Here is a 13379-nt window from a genome sequence, read left to right as displayed (position 1 = left end):
GTCTATTTTTCCGATACTAAAGAAGCGGGAGCTGCAGAACTGGAATAAGGGACGTTAGCACGGGTTGCGTACTGCGTACCATTTTCTATAGACGGAGAAAATTTCTGATGCGCCTGTAAATAACTATCCAGCCGAGGATCACGCAACATTTCTATCTGATCGGATAATTTAGCTTTTACTTCCGGTGCGGTGGTATTAGAAACCAGCTGTACTAAATCTCCATTTGTCAGAGATGAATTTTGTGACGCTGAGCTTGGCGTATTAGATGGCGTATTTATCTGGGCGACATTGGCTTGAGTGTTGAGATTAGCTTGCAAGTTATCGCCACCTGAATTGGATGGTATTTGCGGCACTAATACAAACGCAAGCAACACAGCTGCAGCAACACCCGACATTGTCATGTAGCGAGAAAAACGCGAGCGATTGGTGAAGCTCAGCGTTGGCTCTGCTGGAGTCGAACTTGCTTGACTTAGCAAGCGTTGTGGCGCGAGGACGACAGGTTCAGCGTCTAGCAGCGCTTTCATTTTTGAAGAAAAATCAGCACTTAAGTTAAACGACAAATCATCGGAGCGCAATACATCACCAATTTGATGATAAATTTCCCATGCTTCTTTCGATTCCGCGTGATCTGCAGCACTCAGGCTGGCAAGCGCCATATCGAGTTGTGCATCAGTTAGCTGATTATCGAGCAAAGCTGAAATGCGTTCTTGTTTAGTGGTATCTGTCTTCATGATCTTATCCGCAATTTTTACTACTTAATATATTCAAATCTGCTTTGTCAGTCTATCTTGTAAGTGTTCGACGCTGCCTCAGTCTGGCTTCACCATCGCTGATCCAGAGTTGTCCCCAGCATGGGACGCAACTTCTCAGCGATCGCCTCCCTTGCCCGAAAAATGCGGCTCCTCACGGTGCCAATCGGGCACAACATGACTTCTGCAATTTCGTCATAACTCAAACCTTCAATTTCACGCAAAGTAATCGCACTACGCAATTCTTCTGGCAGGGCAAGCATTGCATTATTCACAGTATCTGCGATCTGCTTACTGGCCAACAAAGACTCTGGTGTATTGATATCCCTTAGTCCGTCCGCGTCGACAAAAGTTTCTGCCTCTTCGATATCAGCATCTGTCGAAGTGGGTGCACGCCGTCCTTGCGTCACCAGATAATTTTTAGCAGTATTCACACCGATTCTGTACAACCAAGTATAGAAAGCGGCATCTCCACGAAAATTCCCCATCGCGCGGTAAGCTTTAATAAAAGATTCTTGCACCACGTCTTCAGCTTCTGCCTGATCATGGACGAGACGAGACACAAGCCGCATGAGTTTCCTTTGATATTTAGAAACCAATAGCTCAAATGCTTTTTTGTCACCACGCTGGACGCGCTCAACAAGTAGTTGATCAATCTCGCGCTCTGTCGTCACTCACTGTTTCCTATTTTCGGGAGAATTTAAACGCGATATGCTGTGTAGATCACATACACCGGTTAAAAGTTCCCAGGTTGTGCTGCTGTATTTTTCTGCGCCTGCTGATGAATAGCAATCCAGCGCAACGCTACGGATAATTTACGCCAGGTGCGCGCATCAACGCAGTCAGGCAAAATGGGAACAATATGTATGCGCCGTCCCTGATCATCTTGCGACTGCAAATGTAGCAGTAACAAATGCGACCATAAAGTAGTAGCGTCAGTCATGGTAACTACATATGACTGCCATGCGTCGGATTGTTTTATAAAGCGTCGCAAGATAATTCTGCCAGAAGCGGTAATATCTATTTTTACTGACAAACGATTATTTAAAAATGCCATAAATCGATAAGCTATTAATACTAGACTTACGAATATTAATAACAACCGAAAAAATAAATGCCAACTTAGTTGCCACCCAAACGACCATACACTGCACACAACGATACCAGTTACCAGAACACACATACAGGCGGTCGCTAATAATAGGCAGCGTGATGGTGCAATAGTGGCAGACAGGCTTATCGACATGAGTCACCAAAAGAAAGCGGCACTTCGTTCCTAAGAACTGAAGTGCCGAATTATTTCATTTAAACTGGCAAATTAGATTTGCAAATCAATTACAAAAATAGTAATTTAAACTTTACCAAAAATTAATGTGCCGTTTGTACCACCAAAGCCAAAAGAGTTTTTCATCGCAAAATTGATGTTCATTTCTCTAGCCGTATTAGCGCAGTAATCGAGATCGCATTCTGGATCTTGATTAAAAATATTAATTGTTGGTGGTGAAATTTGATGATGCAGCGCCAAAACGGTAAATACAGATTCCAAACCACCAGCGCCGCCTAATAAATGTCCGGTCATCGATTTGGTCGAATTGACAGTTATTTTAAAAGCATAATCACCGAAGGTTGCTTTGATCGCATCTGTTTCATTCTTATCACCTAAAGACGTGGACGTACCGTGTGCATTTAGGTAATTAATTTGATCAGGATTGATTTCTGCATTTTTCATTGCATTGACCATACTGCGACGAGGCCCATCCATTGATGGCGATGTGATGTGATACGCATCTCCACTCATACCAAAACCTAGCACTTCTGCATAAATTTTGGCTCCGCGTGCTTTGGCGTGTTCGTATTCTTCCAGCACCATGACACCGGCACCTTCACCTAAGACAAAACCATCTCTATCCTTATCCCATGGACGGGATGCAGTAGCTGGGTCATCATTACGTGAAGAGAGTGCGCGAGCAGAAGCAAAGCCGCCTAAACCCAGTGGAGAAATAGTAGATTCCGCACCCCCAGCAATCATGACGTCAGCATCACCGTACTCGATCATACGAGCGGCAGAACCAATACAATGTAAGCCGGTGGTACAAGCAGTAACAATCGCCAGATTTGGCCCTTTTAAGCCAAACTTAATCGATAAGTGACCAGAAATCATATTAATGATTGAGGCAGGAACGAAGAACGGACTGATACGACGTGGGCCACGCTCAGTCAAAATATCTTTAGTTTCTTCAATCAGTGGCAAACCACCAATCCCAGAACCAACGATTACGCCGATACGCTCAGCATTTTCTTCAGTGACGTTAAGACCACTATCACGGAAAGCCTGCATTCCAGCAGCCACACCGTAATGGATAAACGTATCCATATTGCGAGCTTCTTTAGCGGGGATATATTCCTCGATATTGAAGCCTTTAACCTCTCCCGCAAAATGCGTAGAGAAAGGTGTTGCATCAAATTTGGTAATAGTGGCAATACCGGATTTGCCTGCAGTTACGCCACCCCATGCATCGGCAATAGTATTGCCAACTGGGGAAACGCAACCGAGACCGGTGACCACGACACGACGTTTAAGCGTACGGCTCAAGCGCTTCTCCTGGACTTGAAAACTGGTTATGCTTGGATTTCGTTGCGGCAATACAGCGATGACCGCAGACGATTACATTAAAACTCAACAGGCTTAAAGCCAATATTAAGCTTTAACGTGCGCAGTAGCGTAGTCGATTGCTTGTTGCACAGTAGTGATTTTTTCAGCTTGTTCGTCAGGAATTTCCATTTCGAACTCATCTTCAAGAGCCATGACTAATTCAACTGTATCAAGGGAATCAGCACCCAGATCATCCACAAAGGAAGATTCGATTTTGATGTCTGCTTCAGCGACGCCCAATTGTTCAGCGACGATTTTCTTAACGCGTTGTTCGATATCTGACATGTGATTCTCCATTAGTGGTTTCAGAAAGTGCGCGCATTTTAGCAGGTTTGCGCGCAAAAAAAGCAAGTAAGCATTTTACAGGCATATCTCCGCTTATTTGCAGCGATTAACCCGATAAATACCAATAAAACTAAATTAATCGAAATTAACTTAAATACATCCCACCATTAACATGCAGCGTTGTTCCAGTAATATAACCCGCTGCAGGTGATGCGAGAAAAAGAGTTGCGGCTGCAATATCTTCCGGCTGACCTAATCTAGCCAATGGAATTTGCTGCAGAATTGCCGCTTTTTGATCGTCTGTCAACGATTTGGTCATGTCTGTGTCAATAAAACCAGGCGCTATACAATTAACTGTAATGTTACGGCTACCAATTTCACGCGCCAGCGCACGACTCATGCCGGCAACACCAGCTTTTGCGGCTGCGTAGTTCATTTGCCCAGGATTGCCAGCAGAACCGACGACTGAGGTGATATTGATGATACGCCCGTGTTTTGCCTTCATCATACCGCGCAATACGGCGCGTGAAAGACGCCCGACGGAACTTAGATTAGTCGAGATAACACTATCCCACTCCTCCTCTTTCATACGCATCGCTAATTGATCTTGCGTAATGCCAGCGTTGTTAACCAAGATAGACAAGCCGCCAAATTCTTTTTGAATTTCATCTACGAGTGAAGTACAACGCGCGACATCATTGACGTTGAGAGCGACGCCCTTGCCTGCGTCCGGCCCGACTTCAGCAAGATATTCTGAAATCGCGGCAGCGCCAGATTCAGATGTGGCAGTGCCAATCACGCGTGCACCAGCTGTAGCTAAAGCAATGGCTATGGCTTTACCAATACCCCGAGATGCACCAGTAACAAGTGCAACCTGATTTACTAATTGTTGTGTCATTTTAGAATTTCCATCACTTTTTCCAGCGACGCCTGATCAAAGATTGCATCACCAATCAGCTCACTATTAATGCGCTTGGTCAAACCAGTCAATACTTTACCTGGACCGCATTCAATTACATGCGTTACTCCACTAGAGCCAATTTTTTGCACTGTTTCGACCCAGCGCACAGGATTTGCCGCCTGACGCACCAGCGCATCTTTGATTGCAGCAACGTCATTAATAATCGCCACATCGACATTATTTATCAGAGGAATTACCGGCGCAGAAAAATTCAAACCTGCTATGTAATCCCGCAACTTATCAGATGCAGGTCTCAACAATGAAGAATGAAATGGTGCTGAAACAGCTAAAGGCAAGGCGCGCTTTGCACCTTTTGCCTTTGCAATCTCACAAGCACGGTCAACCGCAGCCTTACTACCTGCGATAACAACTTGTGCCGGAGCATTAAAATTCACCGCCTCGACCACTTCATCTGCGTGACCTATGATCGCTTCGGCGCAAGCCGCGATTACATCTTCGTCTGATAACCCCAAAATAGCGGCCATACCGCCATGACCAACAGGCACAGCGTCTTGCATTGCCTGCGCACGGAATCTCACCAATGGCACAGCGTCTTTAAACGCGATCACGCCGGAAGCGACTAAAGCGGAATACTCACCCAAGCTATGTCCCGCGACCAACTCAGGCATGGCACCACCAGCCGCAATCCAGGCGCGATAACAAGCTACCGCTGCTGTCAGCATCACAGGCTGAGTATTGGTCGTTAAATCAAGTAATTCTTTTGGCCCATCGGCAATCAATTTACCCAGATCGAACTGCAATGCATCCGACGCTTCAGTAATTGTTTGCTGCACAATATGATTATCGGCAAAGCCGTTTAACATACCAATGGCTTGCGAACCCTGCCCTGGAAAAACAAATGCAAATTGAGTCATAGATTTTAAAAAGTCTCTGTATTTATTTTAAATATTTACTTCTTGAATATATTCTTGAATTACGTTTTAAGCTTAGATTCTTGACCAAGTCATGAGCTACATTTTTATAATAGCAGCACCCCAAGTAAAGCCACCGCCCACGCCTTCCAGCATTACTGTTTGACCCGGCTTAATGCGACCATCCCGGACTGCCACATCAAGCGCCAATGGAATTGAAGCCGCAGATGTATTGCCGTGCTGAGCAACAGTCACTACAACTTTATCCATCGACATACGCATTTTTTTTGCCGTACTTTGCATGATGCGAATATTTGCCTGATGTGGAACCAGCCAGTCAATTTGAGCTACGTCTAAACCAGCGATCTCCAGCGCTTCGTGAGCAACTTTCTCTAACAAAGAGACCGCTAATTTGAAGACAGCCTGACCATCCATATACAAGAAAGCATTACCTGTAATTGCACCTGAATTAACGCTACCTGGCACGCACAAAATATTGGCATAGCTACCATCTGCATGTAACTTGGTAGCCAATACACCAGGCTCAGATGAACGAGATAAAACAACTGCACCAGCACCATCACCAAATAGCACGCAAGTAGTACGATCTTGAAAATTTAAAATACGCGAAAATACTTCGGCACCGACTACCAAGACGTTTTTGTGCGCACCGGATTTAATCATGCTGTCGGCCATGGCCAACGCATACATAAAGCCACTACATACGGCTTGCACGTCGACAGCGGCGGCACCGTTAGTGATACCCAATTTATGTTGCAAAACACAAGCGGTACTTGGAAAGCCACCTAGAAAATCAGGTGTTGATGTAGCCAGAATAATCAAATCAATATCATTAGCTTGCATCTTGGCTGCATCCAAAGCTCGCTTAGATGCTTCAACCGCCAAGTCACTGGAGTTGACATCAGCCGTTGCGTAGTGGCGCGCCGAGATTCCGCTACGCGAAAATATCCACTCGTCTGAGGTCTCTATCCCGGTTAAAGCTAACTGCTCGGTCAGCTGCTGATTACTTACTTTGTTGGGTGGCAGATAGCTGCCGGTGCCGATAATTTTACTGAAAAAAGTCATGCCGTTTTCTGTACCAAAGGTTCATTGATTTCGGGAGATATCGATTCTACAGCAGGCATCAGCTCTGCCATTGATGTCGAGATACGCGACAATACATCATTTTTAGCAGCATCGAACGCACGCTGAATTGCCCATTCGTAGCTATATTTATCTGCACTACCATGACTCTTGAACACCAGACCGCGAAGCCCTAATAGGCTACCGCCATTATAATTTGACGGGTTCATCGTGCGAGAAATCGACTTCAGCGCACTGCGGGCAATCAAGGCACCCAACATGTTGAGCGGGCTGCTTTTAAAGGCGTCGGTCAAAGTGGTCTTAACAAAACGCCCCATACCTTCCGCTGCCTTAAGGGTGACGTTACCGACAAATCCGTCACATACAACAATGTCAGTTGTACCCTTAAAAATGTCATTACCCTCTACATTGCCATAAAAATTCAGCAAACCTCTTTCGTGATCAGCGCGTAGCAATTGTGCGGTTTTTTTAACGACATCATTACCTTTGATGTCCTCTTCACCGACATTCAGCAAACCGATAGTAGGCTTACTTTTACCTTCTAGGGCTGATACCAAAGCAGAGCCCATGATCGCAAATTGATGCAAATGTAGAGGTTCACAATCGACGTTAGCACCAAGATCTAGCATGTAAGTTGGTTTGTTTTTTTGATTCGGCAGCATACTGCAAATTGCCGGTCGATCCACACCCTGCATGGTTTTCAGCACGTAGCGCGAAACTGCCATCAGTGCGCCAGTATTCCCTGCGGAAACACAGGCCTGCGCATGCCCGTCCTTAACCTGATTCAATGCGACCCGCATGGAAGAGTCTTTTTTACGACGCAAGGCAATTTCAATAGGATCATCCATCGTCACTACTTCAGTAGCGTTAACGATGGAGATACGAGGATGATTGAGCGCGCGATTTTTTTTCAGTTCCGCCTGAATATGTGATTCAAGCCCGACTAGAATAAATTCAGCATCTGGTTCACGATTAGCGAAAGATACTGCTGCTGCGACTGTAACTACCGGGCCGTGATCTCCGCCCATGCAGTCAATGGAAATTTTTATTGTCATGTAGTGATACTAAACTTCATTCCGAGGTCGCTATCTTATCAAGATTGAGGTGGTCAAGTCGCACTATTTCACGCACTATCTCAACAAAAAATTTATAAAATTACATCAATTCAACTGATTTAATTTATTCTCACATGGCGAATCGGACATGCTTTTAAAAACAGGACTTACGCAAAAACCGCCCTGAGCGCATTGCAATTCCCAGCCATCATAAAAGCACTGCCCTCGTCACCACGTCTTGCCGAGACAATTTTGCGTAAGTCCTGAATAAGAATGTAAAAAAAGCGGCGCCAAGTGCAGGACTTGTAACGCCGCTTTTTTTACCCAAGAAAACGATTACTCGTCGTTCTTAGTTTTCAATACTTTACGACCACGGTAAAAGCCATTTGGGCTGATGTGGTGACGCAGATGCGTTTCGCCAGTTGTTGGCTCGATACCCAATTGCGGAGCAACCAGGAAATCGTGTGAACGGTGCATACCGCGCTTGGATGGTGATTTTTTGTTTTGCTGAACGGCCATGATAACTCCTAATACTTCAAAAAATGTTTCTAAAATTTAACACACTTGCTTGTACGATTTAATAACAAACAAGAATCCCTAACAATACTTCGACCTGAGTGTTTTTTCAGAATAATGCCACTAGGTACGCCCATTTATCTTCTTCAGCACAGCGAATGGCGATGCTTTTTTACTCGCGTCTGCCGCAACTTCTGCAACACTCGCTGCCACTGGAGAATCCAAGGATACATCCGGGCATACTGCATGTTTGGGCGATTGGGGTATTTCTAACAGCGCCTCATCTTCAATCAAATCCATGACATCTAATGTTTTGCTGCCTACTACTACATCAACCTCGTCATTGTTTAATAAAGCTTCTATTTCATCGGCTTTATCTTCATCTTTGGCGAGAATTAATACTGATTCTGAATCTAGCTTAAACGCAAATGGTGTCAAACAACGCTGACACATGACTTGCATTTCTCCACGAACTGACAGAGTCAGCTGCGGGTGGCCGATTTTATCCTTGCCGCCATCCAAAGACCATTGCAACGAACCTTGGTTGTTGGCGATTTCCTCGGAAAGCCGAGGTAAATCTGCAATTAATACACTGCCTTCACGGTGCTCGTTAAGCTGGCAAAACGAGAAAGCGTCAATCACAAATGCTTGCATAGGATTATTTGAACCCAGAAAACCTGCGATAATAACAGGATTCCCTCTACCAAGTCAAAGCTTAGGCGCAATTATTGTGCTTTAGGTACGGATTAAGTTCCAATTGAAGTGCCAATCTTTGACTGAGTTCTGATTTTCTTGTCAATTTCATCAAACATGTCCGCCAGCAAACCGACTTTTTATCCCTCCCCTCGCTTGATTCTTGCATCCAGTTCCGCTTATCGGCGTGAGTTATTAAGTCGATTGCAATTACCTTTTGAAGCCGTCGCACCAGAGATTAACGAGCAAGCGGTTGCAGGAGAATCACCAGAACAAACGGCAATGCGCCTAGCGCAACAAAAAGCAGAGTCAATTAGCAGGTTGTTTGTTGGCGATGCCAATAATACTGGGAATGCTGGAGCAACAGGGGCGCTGATTATAGGCTCAGATCAGGTCGCGACGCTAGATGGCGAGCAAATTGGCAAACCCGGCAATCATGAAAACGCGTTAAAACAATTACAAAAAATGCGCGGACGTAATGTGATATTCCATACAGCCTTGTGCTTGCTGGATAATCGTAAAATGACTGGCGAGAAATTCGCGCTGCAAATTGAGAATGTGCAAACCAAAGTGCAGTTCCGCCAGTTGGATGACGCCGAACTAGACGCTTATCTGCGCATAGAGCAACCCTATGATTGCGCAGGCAGCGCCAAAAATGAAGGGCTAGGGATTGCGATTATTGAACGCATTGACAATAGCGACCCGACGGCGTTAACCGGATTACCACTCATTGCACTCACCAGTATGCTACGTAACGCAGGCGTGAGATTTTTCAACTAAGTTAGCTAACAAGTTAGCAGAGAAGTTAGCAGAGAAGTTAGCAGACACGAGCAAACGCAAGATTAACGTACGCAAGAAAAATCAAAAAAAGGGGAGTATCCCCATCAATATGCCTAATGTCCAGACTTTCCCTGGACAACCAACCATAAAACACTCATACCCAACCCAGTATCATCATTAAAATTACAATATGACCGGCACACTTTACTTGATTCCCAATACGTTAGGCTGTGCAGAAGATCAGCAAGCAAGCCTGCTGCAAAGCATCATCCCCGACACCGTTCAGCAAATGACCGCTGGCTTATCGCATTTTGTGGTGGAGAACGCCAAAACTACGCGCACCTATCTCAAATTACTCAGCCAGCATCATGCGCTGAGCAAACCAGTGCAAGAAATCCAGATGAGCGAACTCAACGTCAATACGCCAGCGCAAGCATTAGAAGGCTTATTAACGCCGCTATTGCAAGGCCACGACGTCGGCTTAATTTCAGAAGCAGGCGTCCCGGCGGTGGCTGATCCCGGTGCTAATCTGGTACGACTGGCGCACCAGCGCGGCATCACTGTGCGTCCACTCGTTGGTCCATCGTCTTTGCTGATGGCTTTGATGGCTAGCGGCTTAAATGGACAAAGCTTTGCTTTCCACGGTTATTTACCGACCGACGCGGCGCAACGTGCCAAGCGGATTAAAGAGCTGGAAGATCGCTCACGCAAAGAAAAACAAACACAATTACTGATTGAAACGCCTTATCGCAACGCCGCGATGCTAGAAGCGCTGGCGACGACCTGCAACCCAAACAGCTTAATTTGCGTCGCAACCGATCTCAGCCTGACTAGCGAAAGCATCATCACCACCAGCGCAGCAGAATGGAAAGCAAAAATACAAGCAAACAAAGCGCCCGACTTCCATAAAAAGCCCAGCGTATTCCTGTTCCTCGGGCAATAAAAAAGTACGGTCGATCACAAAATCAGAATATGCGCTAGGATAGTGCCCACTCGCTTTTCAAACCGCGCTCGCCAGATCGGGATCGAGCGTTTGAGCAACCCTCACCAGGAGCAGCACATGTTAAATTTTGATTTTTATAACCCTACTCAAATTCTGTTCGGCAAAGGCCGTATTGCCGACTTAGATAAAGTCATTCCCTCCAATGCCAAAGTCTTAGTCTTATACGGTGGTGGCAGCATCAAACAAAATGGCGTTTTTGATGAAGTCATGACAGCGCTAGGCAACCGCAGCGTGACAGAATTCAGCGGCATCGAGCCAAATCCTAGCTATGAAACCTTGATGCAAGCAGTCGAGTCGGTCAAGAAAAACGGTATTGATTTTCTACTCGCTGTTGGCGGTGGCTCTGTGATTGACGGCACTAAATTTGTCGCAGCGGCCGCTTTATTTGAAGGCGATGATCCTTGGGCAATTTTAGAAAAGCGCGGCAGCAATATAACGCAAGCCCTGCCTTTCGGTAGTGTACTGACATTACCCGCTACCGGGTCAGAAATGAACAGCGGCTCAGTCGTCACCCGCAAATCAATCAAAGCCAAAATGGCCTTCTCCAGCCGTCATTGCTTCCCAAAATTTTCTGTCCTCGATCCGACTAAAACCTTTACCTTGCCGATCCGCCAGGTTGGTAATGGCGCAGTCGATGCCTATGTGCATGTGATGGAACAGTACATGACTTACCCAGTCAATTCACCAGTCCAGGATCGCTTCGCCGAAGGGATTTTAAAAACGCTGATCGAAGAAGGACCAAAAGCACTGGTCAACCCAGAAGACTACGATGTCCGCGCCAATCTGATGTGGTGTGCCACTATGGCCTTGAATGGCGTAATCGCTACCGGTGTGCCGCAAGACTGGGCAACGCACATGATCGGCCACGAACTCACAGCGCTGCACGGCCTCGACCATGCACAGACATTAGCAATCGTATTGCCTAGCATGCTGCGTATTCGTAAAGAAGCCAAACGGGCAAAACTGCTGCAATACGCTGAGCGCGTCTGGGATCTGCGTGAAGGCAGCGAAGACAGCCGTATCGATGCTGCCATCAGCCGCACGCAAGACTTCTTTGAGCAAATGGGTGTCAAGACACGTCTTGGCGATTACGCACTGAAAGATGAGAACATTGCACCGATTCTGGCTGCGTTAGAAACACATAAGATGGTAGCGCTAGGTGAAAAACGGGATGTGACTTTGGATATTAGCCGCAAGGTGCTGGAACTAAGTCTGTAATCTTTCATCGGCAAGAATCCAGGTGCGTTGATTGATTTATGAACGCCTCTGGATTCCCGCTAAAGACTCGCAGAAATGACCTGCATAGTTTTAGAATTTCTTAAACCATTAATTCCGCCGACGGATTACCGTTCAAAATCAGATTCATCAAGTCTTTAACAGAGCGAATCGCACTACCAAACGGTAATGCCTCGGATCCCCTGAAAAATAATCCCCGCCCGACATCACCCTGTAATGCAAACGCTAGTTGCGTATCGATGCAAAACTGACCTGACTTCGCAATTCCATCGCGCAATCCACATTGTTGCAAACAATCGAAACCGACCGTGCATTCCTTCTGCCCCGCCTTGTCTTGCAACTTGCTTTCTTTTTCCAGATAATTTGCCAGCCAAGGTGTACGGACTGCTCTCGCTGGCAAGCCCGCTACGCTCATAAACGTCACGATATCTTCTGGCCTTGCGTCCGCTAATACTTTTTTAAAAAACGGATGCGCATCGCCCTCCTTCGTCACCGCAAATGGCGTGCCGAGCTGTACCGCATTGGCTCCCAAGCCCATCATGCTCACCATTTTTTGGTGACTATTAATCCCGCCAGCAACGATTAATGGAATATGTTCACTTTCCAATTGCAAGTCTTTGAATAAGGCCAAAGTCTGCTCCAATACGACCGCATAGCCATAATGGGAATTGTTCACATCTTGTAATTGCGCTGCGCCTAAATGACCGGCTGCAAATTGGGGGCTTTCTATAATGATGGCATCGGGCAGACGATTTTTGCGCATCCATCTTTTAAGCACGACAGCAATGCCACGCGCATCGGACAAAATCGGTATCAGCGCAAGCTTACTAAAGTCGCTAGTCAGGTCAGGCAAGTCGAGCGGTAAGCCAGCACCAACGACGATCGCGTCAGCACCACTGATGCATGCCTGCCTGACATAAGCGGCGTATTGCGACACTGCGCGCATAATATTCACGGCCACCATGCCATTGCTATTGGAGAGTTGTTTTGCCAGTGTAATTTCCCGGTCCAGCGCAATCAGATTCACAGCATCAATCGCTGCTTTATCACGACATTTACCAGTGTGCTGCATCAGATCAGGATGATGCCTGCGCAAGTCCACACTAGAGATCGTACCAACGCCACCGAGGCTGGCAACAGTCCCTGCCAGCCGGTGCGCCGAGACGCCAATCCCCATGCCACCCTGCACGATTGGCAGCAAGCTTTTCGCTTTAATCTGCAAGCGAGGAAATGCGCTTTGCAACATGAGAATACCCACCAATCTAAAATCAAGATTCCCGCACTGTAGCAAAAGCGATTGCGATCAGATTTGATCTGTATCAAGAATATCGCATCAAAATTTCAGCATTTGATCTGCATCAATATTTCTGTATTTATGACGCCTATCGACCGAGTATTACTGGACTATGCAGTGATTCACTTCTACGCTGAATAGAAGCTAGCAATCATGCTGGCATTGATGTAAATGATCG

15 protein-coding genes are annotated in these 13379 nt (G+C 46.2%); 3 read left to right on the top strand and 12 right to left on the bottom strand.

The genetic code is table 11. The annotated features are described in order from the left end of the window. Positions 1-2: 2 nt before the first annotated feature. From AAKU64_RS02845 to AAKU64_RS02795, 11 genes are all read right to left on the bottom strand, one after another. Positions 3-731: a sigma-E factor negative regulatory protein gene (locus AAKU64_RS02845; protein ID WP_354361353.1), complete on the bottom strand. Its 729-nt coding sequence runs from the start codon at positions 729-731 to the stop codon at positions 3-5. An 89-nt stretch (positions 732-820) separates the two neighbouring features. Continuing rightward, on the bottom strand, positions 821-1423 hold the full coding sequence (rpoE, locus tag AAKU64_RS02840) for an RNA polymerase sigma factor RpoE (RefSeq protein ID WP_354331354.1): 603 nt from the start codon (positions 1421-1423) through the stop codon (positions 821-823). Positions 1424-1485: 62 nt separating this feature from the next. Continuing rightward, a complete protein-coding gene (locus AAKU64_RS02835) occupies positions 1486-1995 on the bottom strand; it encodes a protein YgfX (RefSeq protein WP_354361351.1) in 510 nt (169 codons plus the stop codon). A gap of 105 nt (positions 1996-2100) precedes the next feature. Beyond that, a complete protein-coding gene (gene fabF, locus AAKU64_RS02830; protein ID WP_354361349.1) occupies positions 2101-3342 on the bottom strand; it encodes a beta-ketoacyl-ACP synthase II in 1242 nt (413 codons plus the stop codon). Between the two features lie 105 nt (positions 3343-3447). Continuing rightward, positions 3448-3687, bottom strand: a complete 240-nt coding sequence (gene acpP / locus AAKU64_RS02825; RefSeq protein WP_008449912.1) for an acyl carrier protein — start codon at positions 3685-3687, stop codon at positions 3448-3450. Between the two features lie 145 nt (positions 3688-3832). Continuing rightward, positions 3833-4585, bottom strand: coding sequence for a 3-oxoacyl-ACP reductase FabG (gene fabG / locus AAKU64_RS02820; RefSeq protein ID WP_354361347.1), 753 nt, complete (start codon positions 4583-4585; stop codon positions 3833-3835). Continuing rightward, entirely contained in the window at positions 4582-5523 is a 942-nt protein-coding gene (gene fabD, locus AAKU64_RS02815) for an ACP S-malonyltransferase (protein WP_354361345.1), read from the bottom strand. Before fabD ends, fabG begins: the two co-directional genes overlap by 4 nt. A 96-nt stretch (positions 5524-5619) precedes the next feature. Beyond that, a complete protein-coding gene (locus tag AAKU64_RS02810; protein WP_323492932.1) occupies positions 5620-6606 on the bottom strand; it encodes a beta-ketoacyl-ACP synthase III in 987 nt (328 codons plus the stop codon). After that, entirely contained in the window at positions 6603-7679 is a 1077-nt protein-coding gene (gene plsX, locus AAKU64_RS02805) for a phosphate acyltransferase PlsX (protein ID WP_354331343.1), read from the bottom strand. Before plsX ends, AAKU64_RS02810 begins: the two co-directional genes overlap by 4 nt. 336 nt (positions 7680-8015) lie before the next feature. Then, the gene (rpmF, locus tag AAKU64_RS02800; protein WP_008449924.1) at positions 8016-8198 is read right to left on the bottom strand and encodes a 50S ribosomal protein L32; all 183 of its coding nucleotides are present in this window, start codon (positions 8196-8198) and stop codon (positions 8016-8018) included. A gap of 120 nt (positions 8199-8318) precedes the next feature. Next, entirely contained in the window at positions 8319-8849 is a 531-nt protein-coding gene (locus tag AAKU64_RS02795; protein ID WP_322119314.1) for a YceD family protein, read from the bottom strand. A 156-nt stretch (positions 8850-9005) separates the two neighbouring features. Between AAKU64_RS02795 and AAKU64_RS02790 the strand changes: the two genes are divergently transcribed. The 3 genes from AAKU64_RS02790 (at position 9006) to AAKU64_RS02780 (ending at position 11889) form a co-directional block, all read left to right on the top strand. After that, the gene (locus AAKU64_RS02790; RefSeq protein WP_354361343.1) at positions 9006-9668 is read left to right on the top strand and encodes a Maf-like protein; all 663 of its coding nucleotides are present in this window, start codon (positions 9006-9008) and stop codon (positions 9666-9668) included. A gap of 190 nt (positions 9669-9858) precedes the next feature. Beyond that, complete coding sequence (locus AAKU64_RS02785; RefSeq protein ID WP_354361341.1) at positions 9859-10611, top strand: SAM-dependent methyltransferase; 753 nt, start codon at positions 9859-9861, stop codon at positions 10609-10611. 117 nt (positions 10612-10728) lie between these two features. Continuing rightward, the gene (locus AAKU64_RS02780; RefSeq protein ID WP_354331336.1) at positions 10729-11889 is read left to right on the top strand and encodes an iron-containing alcohol dehydrogenase; all 1161 of its coding nucleotides are present in this window, start codon (positions 10729-10731) and stop codon (positions 11887-11889) included. Positions 11890-11989: 100 nt separating this feature from the next. On the opposite strand, the gene AAKU64_RS02775 is transcribed toward AAKU64_RS02780, so the two are convergent. Continuing rightward, positions 11990-13153: an NAD(P)H-dependent flavin oxidoreductase gene (locus tag AAKU64_RS02775; RefSeq protein ID WP_354331334.1), complete on the bottom strand. Its 1164-nt coding sequence runs from the start codon at positions 13151-13153 to the stop codon at positions 11990-11992. Positions 13154-13379 lie beyond the last annotated feature (226 nt).

This window comes from Undibacterium sp. GrIS 1.8, from assembly GCF_040544445.1.
Classification (GTDB): domain Bacteria; phylum Pseudomonadota; class Gammaproteobacteria; order Burkholderiales; family Burkholderiaceae_D; genus Undibacterium.
This window is presented reverse-complemented; position numbering and strand designations above follow the sequence as displayed.